Origin of the sequence: Flavobacterium album, assembly GCF_003096035.1 — a bacterium.
Lineage (GTDB): Bacteria > Bacteroidota > Bacteroidia > Flavobacteriales > Flavobacteriaceae > Flavobacterium > Flavobacterium album.
On sequence record NZ_CP029186.1, the window covers coordinates 1,340,175 to 1,361,814 of the forward strand.

General features: G+C 45.0%; 14 protein-coding genes. 9 read left to right on the plus strand and 5 right to left on the minus strand.

The window, feature by feature from the left end; translation table 11 throughout:
* Positions 1-155: 155 nt before the first annotated feature.
* Both HYN59_RS05825 and HYN59_RS05830 read right to left on the minus strand, forming a co-directional pair.
* Complete coding sequence (locus tag HYN59_RS05825) at positions 156-1,025, minus strand: YitT family protein (protein WP_108777374.1); 870 nt, start codon at positions 1,023-1,025, stop codon at positions 156-158.
* A 1-nt stretch (position 1,026) separates the two neighbouring features.
* The gene (locus tag HYN59_RS05830) at positions 1,027-1,602 is read right to left on the minus strand and encodes an HD domain-containing protein (RefSeq protein ID WP_108777375.1); all 576 of its coding nucleotides are present in this window, start codon (positions 1,600-1,602) and stop codon (positions 1,027-1,029) included.
* A 306-nt stretch (positions 1,603-1,908) separates the two neighbouring features.
* On the opposite strand from HYN59_RS05830, the gene HYN59_RS05835 reads away from it, so the two are divergent.
* Positions 1,909-4,053, plus strand: coding sequence for a glycoside hydrolase family 97 protein (locus HYN59_RS05835; RefSeq protein WP_108777376.1), 2,145 nt, complete (start codon positions 1,909-1,911; stop codon positions 4,051-4,053).
* Positions 4,054-4,607: 554 nt separating this feature from the next.
* Positions 4,608-5,210, plus strand: coding sequence for a trimeric intracellular cation channel family protein (locus HYN59_RS05840; RefSeq protein ID WP_108777377.1), 603 nt, complete (start codon positions 4,608-4,610; stop codon positions 5,208-5,210).
* Between the two features lie 109 nt (positions 5,211-5,319).
* On the opposite strand, the gene HYN59_RS05845 is transcribed toward HYN59_RS05840, so the two are convergent.
* On the minus strand, positions 5,320-6,639 hold the full coding sequence (locus tag HYN59_RS05845; protein WP_108777378.1) for a sensor histidine kinase: 1,320 nt from the start codon (positions 6,637-6,639) through the stop codon (positions 5,320-5,322).
* Positions 6,636-7,985: a sigma-54-dependent transcriptional regulator gene (locus HYN59_RS05850; protein ID WP_108777379.1), complete on the minus strand. Its 1,350-nt coding sequence runs from the start codon at positions 7,983-7,985 to the stop codon at positions 6,636-6,638. Before HYN59_RS05850 ends, HYN59_RS05845 begins: the two co-directional genes overlap by 4 nt.
* A 140-nt stretch (positions 7,986-8,125) precedes the next feature.
* Between HYN59_RS05850 and HYN59_RS05855 the strand changes: the two genes are divergently transcribed.
* The 5 genes from HYN59_RS05855 (at position 8,126) to HYN59_RS05875 (ending at position 14,974) form a co-directional block, all read left to right on the plus strand.
* A complete protein-coding gene (locus HYN59_RS05855; RefSeq protein WP_108777380.1) occupies positions 8,126-9,364 on the plus strand; it encodes an efflux RND transporter periplasmic adaptor subunit in 1,239 nt (412 codons plus the stop codon).
* Between the two features lie 127 nt (positions 9,365-9,491).
* Positions 9,492-9,965, plus strand: coding sequence for a hypothetical protein (locus tag HYN59_RS05860; protein ID WP_108777381.1), 474 nt, complete (start codon positions 9,492-9,494; stop codon positions 9,963-9,965).
* A 210-nt stretch (positions 9,966-10,175) separates the two neighbouring features.
* Entirely contained in the window at positions 10,176-10,877 is a 702-nt protein-coding gene (locus HYN59_RS05865; RefSeq protein WP_108777382.1) for an ABC transporter ATP-binding protein, read from the plus strand.
* Positions 10,878-11,124: 247 nt separating this feature from the next.
* The gene (locus HYN59_RS05870) at positions 11,125-13,569 is read left to right on the plus strand and encodes an ABC transporter permease (RefSeq protein ID WP_108777383.1); all 2,445 of its coding nucleotides are present in this window, start codon (positions 11,125-11,127) and stop codon (positions 13,567-13,569) included.
* Between the two features lie 82 nt (positions 13,570-13,651).
* The gene (locus tag HYN59_RS05875) at positions 13,652-14,974 is read left to right on the plus strand and encodes a TolC family protein (protein ID WP_108777384.1); all 1,323 of its coding nucleotides are present in this window, start codon (positions 13,652-13,654) and stop codon (positions 14,972-14,974) included.
* 88 nt (positions 14,975-15,062) lie between these two features.
* On the opposite strand, the gene HYN59_RS05880 is transcribed toward HYN59_RS05875, so the two are convergent.
* Positions 15,063-17,897 carry a helix-turn-helix and ligand-binding sensor domain-containing protein gene (locus HYN59_RS05880; protein ID WP_108779651.1) on the minus strand — a complete coding sequence of 945 codons (2,835 nt, stop codon included), beginning with the start codon at positions 17,895-17,897 and terminating at the stop codon, positions 15,063-15,065.
* Between the two features lie 629 nt (positions 17,898-18,526).
* On the opposite strand from HYN59_RS05880, the gene HYN59_RS18330 reads away from it, so the two are divergent.
* Complete coding sequence (locus HYN59_RS18330; RefSeq protein ID WP_281261174.1) at positions 18,527-19,036, plus strand: carboxypeptidase-like regulatory domain-containing protein; 510 nt, start codon at positions 18,527-18,529, stop codon at positions 19,034-19,036.
* Between the two features lie 53 nt (positions 19,037-19,089).
* On the plus strand, positions 19,090-21,639 hold the full coding sequence (locus tag HYN59_RS05885) for a SusC/RagA family TonB-linked outer membrane protein (protein ID WP_281261175.1): 2,550 nt from the start codon (positions 19,090-19,092) through the stop codon (positions 21,637-21,639).
* Position 21,640: the final 1 nt, after the last annotated feature.

A 21,640-nucleotide genomic window follows, 5' to 3' on the forward strand; every position in this document is an offset into this window, starting at 1 on the left:
CCCTGTACCGCAGGCAGGCTCGCAAAGACGGTGCGTGAAGATAATAAAGAAAAGCCCGAAGTTGATGAGCTTCGGGCTTTGTTATGTCTTGAAACGAAAATAATATCGGTTTACGACTCCCCTCTCCTCCGGAGAGGGGCCGGGGGTGAGGCCCTCTAATGCCTCGCCTTCCTGCTCAATATCCCGCCCGCAGCTTCCTTGATGATATTAGTAAACACGAACGCTTTAGGGTCAATTTCGTGTACCATATTGTTTAGCCTGCGTAATTCCATGCGGGTTACTACGGTGAATACGATATCGCAATCCTGGCTGATGTCATAGCTCTCTTTCATAAAGCCCCTTTCGCCTTTATAAATGGTGATGCCGCGGCCCAGGCGCATAACTAATGCTTCCTTTATCTTCTCGCTTTCGCCTGATATGATGGTCACGCCGGTGTACTCCTCAAGCCCCTCGACGACAAAGTTGATGGTCTTGGAGGCAGTATAATAGGTGAGGATGGAATACAATGCCGTTGGCAGCCCCAGCTCTACAGCCGCTACAAGGAATATGATGATATTGATACCCAGTATGATCTCGCTGGTGGTAAAGCTGATGCGTTTGCCCGTATATAATGCCAGTATCTCAACGCCATCCAGTGCATAGCCGCCCCGCATGGCCAGCCCGATACCGATGCCCATAAATACCCCGCCAAATATTGATACCAACAGCTTATCGGAAGTGATTTGTGGATAATCGATATAATACAGGCAGAGTCCAAGACCGATAATAGCCGTCATGGTGCGCAGGGCAAAATTGCGGTTCACCTGGAAAGCCGCCATGATCACGAACGGTATGTTGGCCAGTATGATCACATATGGGATATCCCAATGGTACAGTTCATGAACCAATAGCGAGATACCGGTCATACCGCCGTCGAAAAATTTGTTAGGTACTAAAAAGCCCTTTAGCGCGAAACCGCAAAAAAGGATGCCGGCCACAGCATAGGCAATATCGACAAGGTTACTTTTAGAGTAGAGTTGCTTCATTTTATAGTTTCGCTTTCAGCGTGTTTAAATTCTCTTCTTTTTTGGCACTTCGCAATGCAACAGACGTTGGTGTAAAAAAGCGGTGGTTCTCCAGGAATTTTACCTGTATGGCATCCCACTCTTTTTCGTCGGCAATCACTCCGGCGTGCAGCATTTCGTGGTACAGTTTTTCGCCGGTCGCAAAAAAATCGTCACGGCCAAGGTAATCCAGGTCGGCATCACAAATGATCTGTTCCGCCAGCGAGCCGGGATTTTGCGGCAGCTGCGTTGCCATAATAATGCGGCATATTTCGTCAATATCCTCCACGTTATAACCATAACCGGGCAGTACTTCGCGGGCAATTTCGCAGGAGCGGTCCTCATGCTGCACCCTTTGGTACAAATACCCCGCATCATGGTAAACAGCGGCAACCAGCAGCAGTTCCAGCATCCTGCCGGTAAGGCCTTCCTGTTTCGCAATGGCTTCGGCACGGCTGTACACATCGAGCGTATGCTCCAGCGTATGGTATTTCAGGTGCTTTGGAAGGTCGTTCCGCAGCTTATCCAGCATATAGGCGCATTCGGGTCGCTGTAGCATACAATTGGTTATTGGTTGCTAAGATATAAAAGAACTCGTTTAAACTTTTTTGATTGAAGCGAAAAATAAAGATTTTTGTTTCAAATTTTAGCTTTTTTGCACTGCATAGCAGGGCTACGGAGTAAAAAAACAGATGAAATTTGGGGCAAAAAGATAATTTTACAGCCAATCAGAAAAAGTTTAAAGGAGTTCTCGATTAATTTTCAACAGAAACAGGTACTACAACGTTGGAGTGCTGTTGTTTATGCCGAAGGCAAACGTAAAAGAGAATGTAAACTCTATATTTGTAAAGTAAACAAACTACAAATGAAGAAACTAATCGCTTTGGCCTGCTTCCTACTGGCCGTTGTTAATGCTGCCAATGCACAGGAGCTCAAGTCGCCAAATGGTGCCTTTACCATGAAATTTTCGCTTCAGGCGGGAGGTGTGCCTACGTATAGCCTGGTCTATAAGGGAAAAGACGTAATAAAGGCCAGTAAGCTGGGCCTTGAGCTTAAGAACGACAAAAAATCATTGCTGAATGATTTTATCGTTACCGATACCAAAACCGCTACGTTCGATGAGACCTGGAAACCGGTGTGGGGCGAGGTGAAAAGCATCCGCAACCATTATAACGAGCTTGCCGTTACGCTGACGCAAAAAGGCACCGACAGGTACATGATCGTCCGCTTCCGCCTTTTTGACGACGGGCTTGGTTTCCGTTATGAATTCCCACAGCAGAAGAACCTCACCTATTTTGTTATAAAAGAAGAGCGTACGCAATTTGCCATGGCAGGAGACCATACCGCTTTCTGGATCCCCGGGGATTATGACACGCAGGAATACGATTATACAATATCAAAATTGTCTGAAATAAAAGGCCTTGCCGAAAAATCGCGTACGGCCAACCTTTCGCAAAAGGGATTTGCGGCTACAGGGGTACAGACCTCTTTGCAGATGAAGACCGACAACGGCCTGTACATCAACCTGCATGAGGCAGCGCTTATCAATTACGCGTGCATGCACCTGAACCTCGACCCGAAAACAATGATATTCGAATCGTGGCTTACACCTGATGCTATTGGCGACAAAGGCTATATGCAGGCGCCATGCACTTCACCGTGGCGGACAATCATTGCCAGCGATGATGCGCGTGATATACTGGCTTCGAAAATGACTTACAACCTGAACGAACCTTGTAAAATTGACGATACTTCCTGGATAAAGCCTGTAAAATATGTGGGCGTTTGGTGGGAAATGATCACCGGCAAGACCTCATGGGCTTATACTGATGAATACCCTTCGGTAGAGCTGGGCAAGACAGACTATACCAAAGCAAAGCCAAATGGCAGGCACGGTGCCAACACGGCCAACGTGAAAAAATATATCGACTTTGCCGCGGCCAATGGTTTTGATGGCGTGCTTGTAGAAGGCTGGAACGTAGGCTGGGAGGACTGGTTTGGCCATTCAAAGGATTATGTATTCGATTTTGTGACGCCATACCCTGATTTCGACCTGAAAGGCATCCATGAATATGCAAAGTCTAAAGGCATAAAGATGATCATGCACCACGAAACATCCTCATCGGTACGCAACTATGAGCGCCACATGGACCAGGCGTATAAGTTTATGAAAGACAACGGCTACGATGCCGTAAAAAGCGGTTATGTGGGCGATATCCTTCCAAGGGGTGAGAACCACTATAGCCAGTGGATCATCAACCACTACCAGTACGCTATCGAGAAGGCAGCTAAATACAAGATAATGGTGAATGCCCACGAAGCCGTGCGCCCTACTGGTATTGCGCGTACCTGGCCGAACCTTATCGGCAACGAATCGGCACGCGGTACAGAGTACCAGGCTTTCGGCGGGTCTAAGCCCAACCACGTGACATTGCTTCCGTTCATGCGCCTTATGGGTGGCCCGATGGACTACACGCCGGGTATCTTCGAAATGGATGTCAGCAAGCTCAACCCGGACAACCATTCGCATGTTAACAGTACACTGGCTAACCAGTTGGCACTCTATGTAACGCTTTACAGTCCGTTACAGATGGCAGCCGATCTCCCTGAGAACTACAACAGGTTTTCGGATGCCTTCCAGTTCATAAAAGACGTTGCGGTAGACTGGGACGACAGCAAATACCTTGAAGCAGAGCCGGGGCAGTACATTACCGTAGCGCGCAGGGCAAAGGGCAAAAGCAGTTGGTTCGTAGGCAATGTAAATGGTGAAACACCGCGCACCGCCAATGTGAATTTCGATTTCCTTGACAAAGGCAAAACCTATATCGCGACCATTTATGCCGATGCAAAAGATGCACACTACAAAACCAACCCACAAGCCTATACAATCCGTAAAGTGATAGTGACAAGCAAATCAAAACTGGCGCAGCTAAGTGCACCGGGCGGCGGATTTGCCATCAGCATCACCGAAGCCACAAAAGAACAGGCAAAAGGGCTTAAAAACCTATAGCCGGATTTTTAAGATAAAGTGGAGTTCCGCCAATAGCGGGGCTTTATTTTTGACCTCATCCCAACCCTTCTCCAAAGGAGAAGGGCAGCTTCACTCATTCCGGAATTGCCGGATTCATATAAAAGATGATTACCTGCAAGGTCTCAAAGACAAAGGTGTTCGAAAGAGTTTGAATATATGTCGTTCCTCCGGAACTCAAAGCCCCACTATATCCGCGATTTCTATAAACATACCGCCCCGCTGGGGCTGTGTGGATGAGTCCCGGAGGGACGGAATATTTATAGAAATCAACAGGAGTACGTCCTCCAGAGCTCCGGAGGAGCGGCATATACCACTCTAAATTTTAAATCCAACTTTGTACAACCAAACAATAAAAACTTTTAACTCATTGTTTTTGAATAAAATATAGTCTTCCGGACACCTGTGTCTCTAAGACCTTGTAGGTATAATTTAACCAATATATGATTGAGAAAGAGTAACGACAAGCAATCTAACATTTTTACACAGTTATGTTGCCCAAACATTTTGTAGGTTTGCTTTATTAATACTGTAAAATGTTCCACGCACTCGATATCATCGGTACCCTCGCCTTCGCTATTTCCGGCGCACTGACGGCGATCAACAAAAAGCTCGACCTGTTTGGGGTGCTTACCATTGCCTTTGTAACGGCAGTGGGCGGCGGTACATTGCGCGATGTCCTCACAGGCAGCACTCCCGTGGGATGGATGCTCAACCTGGACAGCGTTTACATTATACTGCTTGGCTTTTGCCTTTCTGCCCTGTTTTGGAGAAGGCTTGAAAAGCTGCGGGTTTCGCTGTTTCTATTCGATACCATCGGGCTCGGTGTGTTTACCATGATCGGGATCGAAAAAGGCCTTATCGCCGGGCTGCACCCCGTGATCTGTGTGGCGCTGGGCACTATGACGGCCTGCTTTGGCGGGGTCATCAGGGATATTTTGTGTAACGAAATACCGGTACTTTTCAGGAAGGAAACGTTCTATGCTACGGTATGTATTTTTGGCGGCATTGTGTTCTTTGCTTTGAGGCGCACAGGGCTGAATATTGATATCATTTATGCGGCATCCTCAGCACTTATCATTATTTTCAGGCTGCTGGCGGTGAAGTTTAAATGGTATTTACCGGTGTTGAAAGTCTGAACTGTAGAGACGCAGTGCCTGCGTCTCGCCCAATATCGGCAAAACAGTTCGTGAGACGCAGGCACTGCGTCTCTACATCACGTATTAATTTGTAAATTCGTAGCTAATACTATTCCAGCAAACAGATCACAAATCGCGTCCTTTCATTATCTGTATCAAACGAAAGGTACCCGCCATGGGCTTCCACGATGTTCTTAGATAAAGTAAGCCCAATGCCTGCACCTTCTTTCCGCGTGGTAAAGAACGGCAGGAATATCTTATCCTCAATAGCCGCATCGATACCGTTACCCGTATCGGTAATAATAATGAACACACGCTTATTCTTTATTTCGGTAGCGATATCAATGTGCTTTTCGCCCATTCCGTCCAGTGCATAAATGCTGTTGGTAAGCAGGTTGATGAGCACCTGTTCCATCTGCAGCCTGTCGATCATCAGCCAGCGGTTAAGGGTCACTGAATTTGTCACCGTAATATTCGCTTTTTTGAACAATGGTGCCATAATGTTCAGCACGCTCCCGAGCAGGGTCGTAAGGTCGGTTTTTTCCTTGTTCGGCGTAGGGAGCATGGCCAGCTTGCGGTAGCTTTCGATGAAGTTTTGCAGGTGGTCACTTCGGTGCAGCATAGTCGATACGCTTTGCCTGATGTCGTCGAGGTCATCTTTGGAAAGCGACTCCTGCTGCACCAACTCGTTGAGATTCTGCGTAAGCGAACGTATCGGGGTGACTGAGTTCATCAGCTCGTGTGATATAACCTTCATCAGGTTGATCCAGGCTTCTTTCTCTTTTTTCTCGATCACTTTCTGTATCGAATCGAGCAGGATGATGTAATAATCCTTGTCATACGTCCTTGTCATCGACGATTGCAGCATGAATGTCTGCGTGTCCTGCTTATCCACACGTATCTGGAGTGTCGACCGTATCTCGCCGAATTCCCTTTCTTCAATAACATGGCACAATGCCGGAAGCTGGTTTTTCAGGTAGCTCCATTTAGATACCTTTGGCACGATGAAATGCTTCGAAAAATAATCGTTCATCAGGAAGATGTTCCAGTCGTCCCTATCTTTTTGGAGGATAAGCACACCTGTCTCGATATTGTTCAGGATGGCGCGGTACACCAGGTCTTTCGACTCCGCATCATTTTCCTTATCTTTCAGGCTGTTATACAGGCGAAAGAGGTTCTTGTAATTATCGGATGAATTGTGTTTTGAAAAATCCGCAGAAAAATCGTTGTTGAGTATGGCACTGATGGTTTTGTCGTAAAACTGGAAAATAGTCCGGATAATGGCGAAAAGCTCTGCAAGCAAGCCCAGGAAAATGACAAAGCATAATACGGATGTGTAAATAAGGTCGTTTTGGTACGCCCACAGGCACAGGCCGACGGCACCAATAATAAAGGCCAGGCGTATAAAGAGTTTTTGGTAAAGTTTCATTGCCCGGTACCTATTTCGTGTTTCTCCATGCGCCTGTATAGTGCGGCCCGTGATAACCCAAGCTCTTCGGCCGACTTGCTGATATTGTAATTGTGCTTCTGCAGTACTTTTTCTATAGTCGTTTTTTCGATGTCCGACAGCTGTACATCGTCGTTTTGTATGGTTCCGGTGACATGGCTGAGGTCAAGGTCGGAAGCCATGATGCTGTTGTTCTCACAAAGGATTACCGCACGTTCTATACGGTTCTCCATCTCACGGATGTTGCCGTTCCAGGTATGCTTTTCTATTTGCGAAAGGGCGCCATTATCGAATTCCACGCCATCGCGGCCATATTTCTCCATGATCTTTTCCAACAGGAAATTGGCCAGCGGCACCATATCCTCACGCCGTTCCCGTAGTGGCGGCAGGGTGATCTCCATTGTGTTGATGCGGTAGTAAAGGTCTTCACGAAAATGTTTCTGCGCTACTTCCTGTTGCAGGTTAATGTTGGTGGCGGTAATGATGCGCACATTCACCGGCCTTGGCTTCGATTCGCCCAAACGGGTCACTGCGCGGTTCTGCAATACGGTCAGTAATTTCGATTGCAGGTGCAGCGGGACATTCCCTATTTCGTCCAGAAAAATAGTGCCGTTGTTCGCCATCTCGAAGCGTCCGGGTGTATCGGCTTTGGCATCGGTAAAAGCGCCTTTGGCATAGCCGAACAATTCGCTTTCAAAAATAGTATCGCTGAGAGAACCAAGGTCTACATGCATAAAAGGCTGTGAAGCGCGGTTGGAATTCTGGTGGATGTAATGCGACATTACATATTTCCCGGTACCGTTCTCACCAAGGATAAGTACATTGGCATCGGTCTTTGCGACCTTTTCTGCCAATGAATACGCCTTTTTTATTGTTGCCGAATCGCCAATGAAGAATGATTCCTTTGGCGGTGTCTTTTCATTTTTCTTCTTCTCCTTCCGGCTTTCTTCAACCCCGGAGCGTACCTTTTGCAGCAGCTTTTCGTTGTCCCAAGGCTTCAGTATATAATCAAAAGCACCGAGCTTTAGCCCTTCTACAGCCGTTTCCACTTTGCCAAAGGCGGTCATTAATATTACGATGGTCTTGGGGCTGAACGTCTTTATTTCACGCAACACGTAAATGCCTTCGCGGCCGTCTTCAAACCCTATGCGGTAGTTCATGTCGAGCATTACCACATCGATTTGGTTTTCCGACAATGTAGCGATAACTTTTTTAGGGTCGTTAAGGGTATAAATGGTCTCGAAATGCTTCTTGAGCACCATTTTGGCGGCGAACAGAATATCGTCCTGGTCATCGATGACTAAAATGGCTGCCTGCGTTTTTTTCATAGTGTACGGTTTCGGACAAAAAGGTGTCCGATATCGGACACTTGAAAATTTTATTAAAAATAATACTATTGAAAATCAGCGACTTGTAATTTTTAAAATCGTGGCACAAAATTGTTATTGAGTATGCCAAACAAAGACAAATGGACACCGCTGTTACCCGTAAAAATAGAAAAAATAAATATCTCGTTATCGCTTTGCCGGCATTTTTATTGGCAAGCTACCTGGTTTACGCTGCCGTGACCAAAAAGAGGGCGCTCGATGTAAAGCGCAGTGAGATCACTATCAAAACCGTAGAGAACGATTACTTTGAGGATTTCATTGTTTTCCAGGCGAAGGTAGAGCCACTGAACTCGATGCTGCTTAACGTGATAGAGGGCGGTTCGATCAAAGAGATATTTGCACAGAACGGTACCATGGTGACCGAAGGGCAGCCACTGGCACGGCTGTACAACCCGAACACCGAGCTTGGGTATGTTACGCAGGAAACATCGATCATAGAGCAGATAAATAACCTGAACAAAGCCAAGCTCGACCTGCGCAACCAGGAATTGAGCCTTGCTAAAGACCTTGTAGCGATTGAGCACGATTACCAGGATGCCAAAACGCAGTATGACCTGAACGAGAAGCTGTTTAAGGAAGAGATACTGTCTAAGAATGAATGGCAGAAAACACAGGAGAACTTCCGCTTCCAGAAAGAGCGCAAGAACATCATACAGCAGAGCATCCAGAAGGAAAAGCAGGCCAATAACATCCAGATAGGGCAGATAACACAGTCGCAGGCCATTATGCACAAAAGCCTTGACATACTTAGAAGCAACAAGAAGAATTTCCTCGTGACCGCCCCCGTGGCAGGCAGGCTGACCTCCTTTGAGCCGGTGCTGGGCAAGAATTACCAGGCAGGCGCAAGCATCGGCAAGATAGATGTAATGGATGGCTACAAGCTGCTGGCCGAAGTAGATGAATTTTACCTGGAGCGCGTGAGCGAAGGGCAGAAAGGCAAAGTGGAGTATAAGGGCCAAATGGTGGATGTAGTCGTGACTCGGGTGATACAGGAGATAAAGAACGGCAGGTTTCAGGTGGAGCTTAATTTTGCCGATGCCAAAGGGCTTGACCTGAGGCAGGGCTTGAGTTTCGGCGTAAGGCTGCTCCTTTCTGAAAAAACAAAAAGGACAGTTCTCTCCAAAGGCAGCTTTACCGACGACACCGCAGGCAAATGGATATTCGTGGTAAACGGTGACAAAGCTGAAAGAAGGGCCATAAAGCTGGGCAGGGAGAACCCGCTGTATTATGAGATTCTCGGCGGCCTTAAAGCAGGTGAAAAGGTGGTGACATCATCATACAAGGATTATAAGGATATAGAGGTGCTGAATTTAAAATAACAAATTCCAAATAACAAAAAGCAAATCTCAGGTATTCTGTCATTTCGACGAAGGAGAAATCTCAAAGCAAGGGTTTAAATAGTAAAAACAAATTCAAAATAATCATCAATTTAAAAAATCAAAAGTCATGATCAAATCAATCTTAATTTTCGGGACGATACTTACGAGTACATTAGTTTTAGCGATAACGCTTACAGGAATATCAAAAACACCGGCGCACGAAGCAGGTAAGAAAATGCGAAAAACGACCATCACGGCAGGCCCTGTGTTCTCGGACATAGTAGAGGCAAAAGAATGGAATACCCAAAGCGGGCAGTCGTTCACTAAAGCAAAATATGATGCATTCCAAAGCGAGACGTCGGTAAAGCTATTGGGGCCAAAAACCAATGCACTAAAGCTTACTTTTGACGTAACCGTTGAAAAAGGCAATCTTGAAGTGCTTATCTTAGACGCTAAAGGCTGGGTGGTTTTTAGCAAGGTTTTCACTAAAAACGAAAAAAGGGACACGCAGGTGAGCCTTGAAGCGGGCCGGGAATACGACCTGCAGTTCGTAGGCAAAAAAGCCACTGGCTCTTACCTTTGCAAATGGGCGGAGCGATAGGCCTCACCCCCAGCTTCACTCATACTTTTAAAAGCGTCGTTTTTTGGGACTGAGTGAAGCTTTTCCTCTCTTGAGAGGGGCCAGAGGTATGTTAAAAAGGAGTTCATCATCAATCCAATTAATAATTGAATCAACCAATAAATCAATCACTGCCGCAGGAAGCGGGCCTAATCATCCCGCTATCCTAAGGCAAATTAAAAAAACATCATTATGATAAAGATACACGACCTTTCAAAAGTGTTCCGCACCGAAGAAGTAGAGACCAAAGCGCTGAACAGCATCGCGCTTGAAATAAAAGAAGGCGAATTCGTAACCATTATGGGCGCATCGGGCTGCGGGAAGTCGACCCTGCTTAACATTATTGGCCTGCTCGACAGCGCCACAAGCGGAAGCTACCAGTTGCTGGGCAAAGAAATGAACGGCCTTAAAGAAGCCGAAAAAAGCAAAGTACGCAAACAGAACATCGGCTTTGTATTCCAAAACTTCAACCTTATCGATGAGCTTTCGGTATATGATAATATAGAGTTGCCGCTTATTTACAACAATGTGTCTTCAGGCGAAAGGAAAAAGAAAGTAGAGGCTATTGCCGAAAGGCTCAACATTTCGCACCGGCTGAAACATTTTCCGCAACAGCTTTCAGGAGGGCAGCAGCAACGAGCCGCTGTGGCAAGGGCACTGGTAAACGACCCCAAAATAATACTGGCCGATGAGCCTACCGGGAACCTGGACAGCAAGAACGGCAACGAGGTGATGGAACTGCTTACCGACCTGCATGCCAACGGCGCTACCATCCTTATGGTGACCCACTCGGATTATGATGCCTCTTTTTCGCAAAGAACCATCTTCATGAAAGACGGCATGGTGCTATCTGAAAAAATGAACAGCAGGAACGTGGATGTGCTGGTAGGGTAGTCCGAAGTCGGAAGTCGGAAGTCGGAAGTCGGAAGTCGGAAGTCCGAAGTCGGAAGTCCGATGCAGCGATGTCGGAGTAGTAAGTTTTATGAGCAGGTATATTATACTCATCATCTTCATACTCTTCAACTCCCCGCTTCGGACTTCGGACCTCCGACTTTCTATCTCCAACCTCCGACTTCCAACCCACACATCGGACTTCCGACCCCAGACTTCCGACAAAAATCAACCAAATCAATCTTAAGTCATGCTAAAAAACTGGATCAAAATATTTTTATACCAGGTAAAGAACAACAAGCTCTTTACCGCGCTCAACATACTCGGTTTGAGCATCGGCATAGCGGGCATTATCTTCGCTATCCTGTACCGTAACGATGAAGAAGGATACAATGCCTGGAACCCTGAAAAAGACAATGTTTTCCAGGTAATAAACGACCTGGGTGGAAATAATGTATGGGCTACCAATATTTCACAGACGGGAAACCTGCTGAAAACGACATCAGATCATGTAACAGATTATTGCTACATTGAAGACTGGTATGCCCAGGAGAACATAACCTACAAAGGGAAGAACTATTTTACTGAAAAAATTACCGATGCACAGCCAAGCTTCTTTAATTTCTTTCCTTTTGAATTTATAAAGGGGAGCGCCAAAAATGCCATTGGCCCTAATGCTATGGCAATTTCCGAAAAGACGGCAAAGGCCATATTCGGCGATGAAGACCCGATCGGGAAAGAAGTTACCTGTACACAGACGGTATATGTGATCAAGGGCGTGTACCGCATCCCCGGAAAATCTTCCTTCTCCCCTGAAGTGGTTACAGGGAAAATGGACAGCAAGCTGGAGCGGGACAAAGACCAGTGGGGCAACTTTAGCCATGCGCTGCTGCTAAAGCTAAAAAACCCGGAAGACAAGGACAAAGTGGCCCAACAGGTACAGAATATTTACTTTGAATACCGCACAAAGAAATATGCAAAAGACATGGGCATAACACCGGAGCAGCACCAAAAAATTTACGGGAAAACAAAAGTTGTCCTGGAGCCCCTTAGCGGTTTGAGGCTGCATTCCTTAACAAGCGGTACGCCTGAAGGTATGGGCAATTACCAGTTCCTTATGATCATGGTAGGGCTTTCGGTGCTCATATTGATATTGTCGGTAGTTAACTATGTGAACCTCGCTACCGCAGGGGCTATCAAAAGGGCCAAGGAAGTAGGTGTACGCAAGATATTAGGCGCCTCTAAAGCCAATGTAATAAAGCAATTCGTTTTTGAAACGGTCATTACGGCTATCATCGCCATTTTGCTGGCACTTGTCATCGTTGAGCTTTCGCTGCCGTATTACAACGAATTTTTAGGCAAGGAGCTTGTTATACACGGTATGCAGTTCTATACGCAGCTTGTTGCCATTTTCGTGGTAGTGATAATTGTGGCCGGGATATTCCCTGCAGTATATGTGTCCAATTTTGAAACGCTTAAGGTGCTTAAAGGCAACTTTGGCAGGAGCAAAAGCGGCATCTGGCTGCGTAACGGGATGCTGGTGCTACAGTTTGCCATAGCATCATTTTTCATTACAGGGTCATATATTGTGTACAGCCAGGTGCATGCCATGAGCACTAAAGACCTTGGCTTTAAAGGCGACCAGATATTGGAAGTGAATTATGCTTCCGAAGATAATTTTGAGAATTTTACCGAAGCTGAATTCTTTGCAAGCCTTAAAAAAGCAGGGCATCGTTATGAAATGATAAAACAGGAACTGTCAAAGGTAAAAGGTGTGAAGGGCGTATCGCTGGGCTCATTCTCTTTTGGCGGCGGCGCAAATTCCTCTTCAGGCTACATGTACAAAAAACTGAATATCCAGGGTAAGAACATGCTGATGGATTTTAATACGCTCGATATGCTTGGCGTTAAATTAAAAGAAGGCAGGAATATTTCCCCGAATTTCGCCTCAGACACCGTAACCTCTATACTCATCAATGAAACTGCTGCGCGGATGCTGAAGGAAAAAGACATCTTAGGAAAAGTAGTAGACTGGAACGACAAGAAATTTACGATAATAGGTATTGTGAAAGATTTTCATGTTGACGGACCGCAAACCGAGATACCGCCAATGACTTTCTTCCACTATAAAACGGTAGACTGGATGCTGCTTAACGTAAGCCAGCTGTTTGTAAAGATAGATCCGGAACAGACAGAGGAAGCCATTGCCGGGATAGAAAAATTCTGGAAAAGCCATGTTGACAGCCAAAACCCATTCCGGTATGAATTTGCTAATAAAAATTTCGCAAGGACTTATGAGAATTATGTAAAGCAGAAAAACCTGTTCTCGCTGCTTAATATAGTGGTTATCCTCATTGCGCTTTTCGGACTCTTCGCACTGGCGTCTTATTCGATACAGCGAAGGATGAAGGAGATTGCCATAAGGAAAACGCTGGGTGCCGAAACAAGTGTGCTGCTAAGGGAGCTTTCCAAACAATACGTACTGTTCTGCCTCGCAGGCTTCGTAATTACCATCTTCCCGGCTTATTTCCTTCTTAATATGTGGCTCGAAAACTTTGCCTACAGGATCGATATTACCGTTGAGCCATTCCTTATAGGGTTTGTTGCCCTACTACTGCTCACACTTATGGTGGTGCTTTCCAGGGCCTACCAGGCCACACGTATTGATGTCCTGAAATACCTGAAATACGAATAAAACTTTTTTGAATACGTTGTTTTAACCATTTCTTTATGCCTGCGGGTTTTGCGTCCCGCAGGCTTATTAAACCTGTCCTAAAATGAAGGCTATCATACTATATATTGCGTTCTTTATCACCAGCTTCACGGTTTCCGCACAAGAACTGTGGACATTGCAGCGCTGCCTCGAAACAGGAAGTGTCAATAATCTCAGTTTCCGGTTGCGGCAGCTGGAGATATTAAGTGCCCAAACAACGGCAAGAAGCGCTGTAATGGGTTTCCTGCCTGTAGTAAATGCCACAGCTAACCATAGCTACAGCATAGGCTCTACCATTGATCCGGCTACCAACAACAGGGTGAGCTCTACTATACAGTCGGATAATTTTTCGGTCAATGCACAGATGGATATCGTAAATTTTAATAATTTCACGGAAGCCCGCCGCAATAAGATTGCCGTCCTGAAAGCTACCGCCAATAAAGCCGCGACCGAAGCCGAGTACAGCCTTTCCATCTTAGAGAATTATTTTACGGTGCTCTATACCCAGGAGCTGCTTAAGATACAGCAGGGCCAGTTCGAAAATGCGAAATACAATCTGGAAAGGCTGAAAAAAGAGGCCGCATTGGGCAGCAAACCACAAAGCGACCTGTATGACATGCAGGTAAGCTATGCGCAGGAAGAGAACAATATTCTTGCAACAACCCAACTGCTTTACAACCAAAAACTGGCGCTGTTACAGTTCATGAACGTTACAAGCACTTCGCCGGATGCTATGGTGCTGGAGCATGTAGCTATGGCAGAAACTAATACTAAGCCGGTAGCAGACCTATATGAAAATGCCCTGGCAAGTTATCCGAAGATAAAGGCTGCCGAACTGAATGAAGCAGTTGCTGCAAAAAATGTCACCATACAAAAGAATGGCTACCTGCCGGTACTATCCGCTTTCTATTCGTATTCTTCTTTTTATTACCTGCCCATAAACCAGCCGGGCGATGTATCGGTCAACCCTTTCTGGAAGCAGCTGGCCGACAATAAGAATCATTATGTAGGGCTGCAATTGTCGGTGCCGTTATTCAATGGGCTGAAGACCCGCCGGGATGTACAGCTTGCCAAAATAGAGCGCCAAAAGGCAACCGTTGGGGTAGAGCAGGAAAAGATAGCCCTGCGCCAGGCCATCGAGCAGGAAACCGCAAAGCAGGAGCAAAATATCGTGTTGGTAAATAAGCTTGAGGAAACCAGGAAACTGGCCCAAAAGTCTTTTGAGACTACCCAGGCCAAATTCACCAATGGGATCGTAGAGGCGATTGTTTTTACATCCTCTAAAAACCAGCTGCTCACCACCGAATACAACCTGCTGAAAGCAAAATTTACAGCGCAGTACCTGTCGTTAAAGCTCCATTTCCTGGAAACGAATGGTTTTCCGTAGAATAAAGTTCATACTGTCTTCAAAAAACTTTGCGAATCTTTGAGCCTTCTTTGTGAATCTTTGCGTCAGTTCTTCGATTCTTCTGAAGTTAAATACTCATCAAAAACCCAGTAAGGTTTTCCTTCCGCTCGAGTCCCAGCTTTTTCCTGAGCCTGTAGCGTGCCAATTCCACACCGCCATCGGATATATTCATGATCTCAGCGATTTCCTTGGTCGACATGTTCATTAGCAGGTAGGTGGCAAGGTCCATTTCGCGCGGCGTAATGGCAGGGAACCGTTCCTTAAGTCGTTTCAGGAAGTCAAAATGCACGTTGCGTATGTGCTTTTCCAGGTTGTTCCAGCTCTTGTCGCTGTTTATTTCTTTGTTAATCGTTTTATGGAGCTTATTGAACCGGCTCTTCGCGCCTTCATCCATGCTTTCAGGGTCGATATCCTTCAGTTTTTGGATGATGTCGTTGAGCACCTTGTTTTTCTTCACTACCTGTAGCGAGTTGTTCACCAGCTCTTTGTCCTTGGTAAGGATCTTAACCTTCAGCTGCTCGTTCTTAAGGCGTTCAATCTCTTTTTCCAGCTCCAGCTGCTCCTGCCGTATCTTGGTTTCTTTTTCGAGGTACAGCCTTCGCTGTTCCATCGTTTCGTAATACTTGTTCTTCCGTATTTTCATCCGCGTGTTTCTCCTGATATAGAAAAAGCTGAAAGCGATCAGCAGCACATAAAATACATATGCCAGTATATGCCTGTAAAAAGGCGGCGATACGGTAAAGGATAGCAACGCAGGTTTAGATACTACACCATAGCTGTTTATCACCTTCACCTGCATCTGGTAATCGCCTTCGCGCAGGTTGGTGTACTCTTTTACCGGTACCCCTGTCCAGTTGCTCCATTTATCGTCAAACCCTTTTAGCTTGTAGGAGAATTTTATGTTCTCGGGATTGTCATACGTAGGAGAGGAGAAAGTAAACTTTACGTTGTTAGACCGGTAGGGGATCGTAATGTCATCAATACGATCCATATTTCCGGTAATGAGCGTATCGCCAGGGGACGAAAAACTCCTGATGAACGCTTTGGGCTCAAAGGTGGAAATATGCTGCAGCTGCGGGTCGTAATGCGCAAGGCCTTCGGTGAGCCCTATGAAAATATTAGAGTTGTCGATAGCGTTGATCGACTCAAAATAATATACAAGGTCGCCGGTAAGTGTAGAGAAGGGGGAGAGCACGTTCTTGTAGCTACCGTTGGGCTGTTTTATCAGCATCCCCATAGACGAATCCCCATAGAAGTAGCAAATGTTGCCTATCTTGTCTTCAAAACAGTTTCGGATCTTAGGAATAGACTTAAAAAGCGCCGTCATTTTTTTATCTTCAATAAAATTATCGTCCGACTGCGAATAGGTGAAAAAATGGTTGTCTGTCTGAAAATAAACAATGTTGTTGATTTGCTGTACACTCGTAATGCCTTTAAGCTTATTGTTGAGCTTATCGTGTGTCGCAATAACGCTGAATCTCTTCATGTCGCTGGTTAGCTTCATTTGGTAAGCCACCCCGTCCCTGATGAGCCAGATGTTTTTCCCGTCGGTAGTAAACTTGGCATCTGACATGTTGAGGCCCTCAATCTGGTTTTTGAATGCCCACCCGGAAGGTTTTTTCTCAAAAATAGCAAAACCATGGTAGTTGGCACCAATAAGGTAGCCCGGCATGCCCGGCATTTTTTTCAGGCCCAGGTAGCCCCGGTCGTCCAGAAACTTGCCTGCTTTCCCATTCTCTATAGTAAAGATCCCGCGGTTGTGCAGGCAGAAGAGGTCGCCGTCAATATCCTGCAGGTTCCAGGCCTGCCCGGTTGTTCCTTCAATAAAGCGGAATGATTCCTCTTTGAATACTTTGGTCCAGTCATGATAAAACACACCCTGGTTGGTAGCCACATAGAGGTTGCCGTGAAACAAAGCCGATGCATACACAGTACTTAGGTCGTAGCTGGAACCGAGGTAGGTAAACGGTGAGTTCTCGTTTATAAACCCGATCCCGTTATCCAGCCCGAGCCAGAGGTTGTTATTGGCATCCACAAACGAGGAAAGCGCAGTATTGTTCTGCAGGCCTTTCTTGTTATTAATGTGCTGTACGATCTTCCCGTTGAGGTCGCAGATTATAATGCCGTCCAATACAGAATTCAGGACGATAAAATTATTATTCAGCAGCTTTCCGCCAAGGGAATTGTTTTTCAGCACAAAGGTATTGGCTTCGCAATTCCAGGGTGACGCCTTTCCGTTTTCATATACAAATAGCCCTTTGTCCATAGTGATCAGAAGCACTTTGCCTGAAGATAGCGGAAGCATGCCCCATATCTCCGTATTGTTGAATGCCTGAGTACCTTTCAGAGGAATAAGCCGTCCGTTGCGGTATTCCATAAGGCCTGAGGATATATCCTGGAAGTACAGCTTATTATCTAATACGAACGAAAACTGGAAACGATTAGGCGCCTCAAGTATCGTCAGCTTGTTGTTCTTATAAATATAGGTACGGTTGAATGTCTGGAAAAAAACCTCGTCATTAAGTATGTGGACTTTCCAAACAAAGTCCATAAATTTTTTAGAATTAGGGCTAAGAAGCTTAGAGATAGAATGATAGGCCAGGCTGCCTTTTTGATCGATATCATAATAGCCAAATTCATTGTTGCCGCCAACATATATTTTTCCTGACTCCGCTATTTTGATGGAGCGTATGGTATTATTAGGTATCAGCGCCCTGCTCCAGGATGTGCCATTGAATTGTATAAGTCCCGCAGTATTTGCAAAATAGAGGTTGCCTTTTTTATCCTGAGCAATGTCCCAGTTTTGCGAGCCTCCGTTATAATCTGATTTTTTATAGTTGATGATCTTTGGTAAGCCGATATGCTTCACCTGCGAGTATACCGGATTGGCAATCATCAGCATAAACACAAAAAAAATACGAAACAGGCTTTTTGCCGGATAAGTGAGTTTATTTATAAAAATGCATACGGGTGAGGGCATTATCCATTCTAATTATTTTATAAATGTAATGCTTATTTTCTTAAGTCAAAACTGTAAGGATTTTTTAAGCAAAATTGTCAACTATCACGTTGTAATTAGAAGAAAACGGCAAAACGGTCATTGAAATTGAAACTAAATTCCTACAAAAAATATTAGAAATTAGTGCATTATAGGCTTTGTGATGACTCGAATAACGCATATTTGAAAAATTTATTATGTATAGTATTTTTATGAAAAATATAATTTTCCACCTATACAACACTACATTATTGTCTAAAATTTGTTAAAAAGTGGCTTATAGGTCATTAACTATTACGTTGTAATAAAAACCGGTCTTTGTAGGGTTAATTTTAAAATGTTAACATATGGATAACATAAATAATAGAAATTATACTTCTGAATATCAGTTTTTTAAAAATTTAATGATGGGTTTTAGTATAGTTTAATTTTCAGATTGATGGGTTTTTGTAAGATATTTGATTGCTAAAACAATAAAAATTTATTTAATATTGCGTGTAATCAACAATTAACCCACCCAAATTTTAACGAGTATGAAATTATTAAAATTACGATTTTTTTATTTTGTCTGTTTGTTATGCACCCTCTCCGCGTGGGCGCAGGATGTTACGCAGGTAACGGGTACTATAACAGATGAAGCGGGTATGCCGGTTCCCGGTGCCACAGTGATGGAGAAAGGCACTCAAAATGGCACATCTACAGATATTGACGGTAAATTTACCATCAATGTCGGCCCAACGGCAGTTTTACAGGTATCATACATTGGGTACACGGCCCAGGAAATACTTGTAAATGGCCAGACTACAATCAATATTTCTCTGGTTCCAGGAGCGGAGCAGCTTGAAGAAGTGGTTGTGGTAGGTTACGGTACGCAAAAGAAAAGCGTGGTAACCGGCGCAATATCACAGGTAACGGCCAAACAGCTTGAAAACCTTCCTCTTACAAGGATTGAGCAGTCGCTGCAGGGACGTACTTCGGGTGTAACTATCTTCGCAAATGCGGGACAGCCCGGATCTTCTTCTACTGTACGCGTAAGGGGGTAGCTTCCTTCAGGGCGGAAGCTAACGACCCTCTATGGGTTGTAGACGGTATCATCATGGATAATGGCGGATTAGGCTTTATCAACCAGGCCGATATTGAGTCCATCGAGGTACTTAAAGATGCGGCTTCATCAGCAATTTATGGTACAAGGGCTGCTACAGGGGTTATCCTCATCACTACTAAAAAAGGAAAAGCAGGAAAGCTATCGGTTAACTACAACGGTTTTGCAGGATTTTCTGCCCCGGCAAGAAAACTGGACCTGCTAAATGCACAGCAGTATGCAACACTTAGGAATGAGCAGTATGCTAATGGTTTCCAGGGCGGAACATTCCAGCTGCCTTATCCAAATGCAGCGAGCCTTGGTGCCGGAACTAACTGGCAGGATCAGATCTTCAATGACCACGCTGCACGTTCTCAACACGAACTTAGCATTAGCGGCGGTAACGATAAATCGAATTTCTATATGTCATTCGGCCTTACCGACCAGGAAGGTATCGTTACAAGCGAGATATCACAGTATACCCGTAAGAATATAAGGCTGAATTCTGACCATAAAGTAACAAACTGGCTTAAAGTAGGGCAGACATTTGCCTACTCTAAAGAAAAAACACTCCCGGTAGGAAATACAAATGGCGAATATGGCGGGCCACTTGCTTCGGCAATCAACCTTGACCCTACTACACCTGCCATCGTTACCGATCCTTCAACAACGCCAAACCCGTCAGATTATGCACAGGTAAATGCTTTGAAAGATGCTAACGGCAACTACTACGGTATATCGAATTCGGTTCAGCAGGAAATGACCAACCCGTTAGCTTACATTGCTACGCGCAGGGGTAACTATGACTGGTCTGATAACTTTGTAGGTAACGCATATGTTGCAATTACCCCAATTGAAGGGTTGACATTCAAATCAACTATCGGTGGAAAAATGGCATACTGGGGAAATGAGAGCTTCACGCCGCAATCATACCTTGGGCCAAACAGCAATACTTCAAGGAACAACTTGTTCAGGGCTACCAATAAAAACATGAGGTGGACTTTTGAAAATACAGTTTCCTACAGTAAAATAATCGCCGATCATAACTTCACTGTACTATTAGGCCAGGGTGCTTATGTTGACGATATTGGAAGCGGTAGTACAGTAAGATATTTTAACCAGCCAACGAACAGGTGGCAGGATGCGTCTTTCTCGTGGCCAACTGTTGCTGCCGACATACAGGGCTCAGCGTACACTAACCAGGAGCATACAGTTTCTTCGTTGTTTGCGAGGGTAAATTATGACTATAAAGAAAAATATATCTTTACAGGTATTGTTCGTCGTGACGGTTCTTCACATTTCGGTTCCAACAATAAATATGGTAACTTCCCTTCGTTCTCTTTGGGATGGGTACCTACCAAGGAAGATTTCTGGAAACAGAATGACATTCTGAATACATTGAAACTGAAAGGTGGATGGGGTGTAACAGGTAACGACAATATTGGTAACAATGGATTCCTTTCGCTTATTCAGGGAGGTAATAACTATACTGTAGGCAGCGGAGGCGCTGTTGTAGTAGGTAATTCACAGGCCAGGCCTTCAAACCCTGACCTTGCATGGGAAGAAACTACACAGACCAACATCGGTTTTGATGCAGTATTCCTTAAAGACTTCACGCTTACCGTTGAATGGTACAAAAAGAAAACTACAGGTATCCTTCAGGACGTAAGGCTTCCGGGCTATGTAGGGGCATCAAACCCTCCTTACGGAAATGTTGGCGAAATGAAAAATACAGGTGTAGAATTTGAGCTTGGCTACCGTAAAAAAATAGGTGATTTTGATATTTCATTCAACGGAAACCTTTCTACGCTTAAAAATACAGTTACAAACGTTGGTAAAGACAGGACGTTTAACTCAGGCCCTTCTATCCAGTCATCACAATTCCCGCTTACACGTAGTGAAGTAGGTGGTTCTTATAATGCTTTCTACGGTTTTGTTACCGATGGTATCTTCCAAAACCAGGCTGAGATCGATGCAGCGGCTAAACCTGCTGACATCACTGTAGTACCGGGCGATTTCCGTTACAAAGATTTGGATGGCGATGGTGTAATTACTGACAAAGACAGGAAATACCTGGGAAGCCCGCTTCCGGATATTACTTATGGCCTTACGATCAACCTGGCATATAAAGGATTCGACCTTATGATGATGGGCCAGGGTGTTGCAGGAAACCAGATATTCCAGGGTGTACGCAGGCTTGATATGATCAATGCCAACTGGCAGACTAATGCCCTTAATCGCTGGACAGGCGAAGGTACATCAAACAGCTATCCAAGGCTTTCTACATTAGACCCTAACGGAAACTTCAGCAGGCCTTCAAACTTCCAGTTGCAGGATGGCGATTATTTCAGGATCAAGCTTGTACAGTTCGGGTATTCGCTTCCTGAAAGCGTAATAGGCAAAACACTTTCAAAAGCAAGGATATATGTAACAGCTGAGAATTTATTTACCTTTACTAAATACACCGGATTTGACCCGGAAATCGGGGGAGATGTTATGGGAATTGACCGTGGCTACTATCCACAGGCAAGGTCATTCATGATAGGATGTAATTTATCACTTTAAA

Coding starts and splice junctions, on each gene's coding strand:
- HYN59_RS05825 (WP_108777374.1), bottom strand. CDS start 1,025: ATGAAGCAACTCTACTCTAAAAGTAACCTTGTCGATATTGCCTATGCT.
- HYN59_RS05830 (WP_108777375.1), bottom strand. CDS start 1,602: ATGCTACAGCGACCCGAATGCGCCTATATGCTGGATAAGCTGCGGAAC.
- HYN59_RS05835 (WP_108777376.1), top strand. CDS start 1,909: ATGAAGAAACTAATCGCTTTGGCCTGCTTCCTACTGGCCGTTGTTAAT.
- HYN59_RS05840 (WP_108777377.1), top strand. CDS start 4,608: ATGTTCCACGCACTCGATATCATCGGTACCCTCGCCTTCGCTATTTCC.
- HYN59_RS05845 (WP_108777378.1), bottom strand. CDS start 6,639: ATGAAACTTTACCAAAAACTCTTTATACGCCTGGCCTTTATTATTGGT.
- HYN59_RS05850 (WP_108777379.1), bottom strand. CDS start 7,985: ATGAAAAAAACGCAGGCAGCCATTTTAGTCATCGATGACCAGGACGAT.
- HYN59_RS05855 (WP_108777380.1), top strand. CDS start 8,126: ATGGACACCGCTGTTACCCGTAAAAATAGAAAAAATAAATATCTCGTT.
- HYN59_RS05860 (WP_108777381.1), top strand. CDS start 9,492: ATGATCAAATCAATCTTAATTTTCGGGACGATACTTACGAGTACATTA.
- HYN59_RS05865 (WP_108777382.1), top strand. CDS start 10,176: ATGATAAAGATACACGACCTTTCAAAAGTGTTCCGCACCGAAGAAGTA.
- HYN59_RS05870 (WP_108777383.1), top strand. CDS start 11,125: ATGCTAAAAAACTGGATCAAAATATTTTTATACCAGGTAAAGAACAAC.
- HYN59_RS05875 (WP_108777384.1), top strand. CDS start 13,652: ATGAAGGCTATCATACTATATATTGCGTTCTTTATCACCAGCTTCACG.
- HYN59_RS05880 (WP_108779651.1), bottom strand. CDS start 17,897: ATGCTGATGATTGCCAATCCGGTATACTCGCAGGTGAAGCATATCGGC.
- HYN59_RS18330 (WP_281261174.1), top strand. CDS start 18,527: ATGAAATTATTAAAATTACGATTTTTTTATTTTGTCTGTTTGTTATGC.
- HYN59_RS05885 (WP_281261175.1), top strand. CDS start 19,090: ATGGATAATGGCGGATTAGGCTTTATCAACCAGGCCGATATTGAGTCC.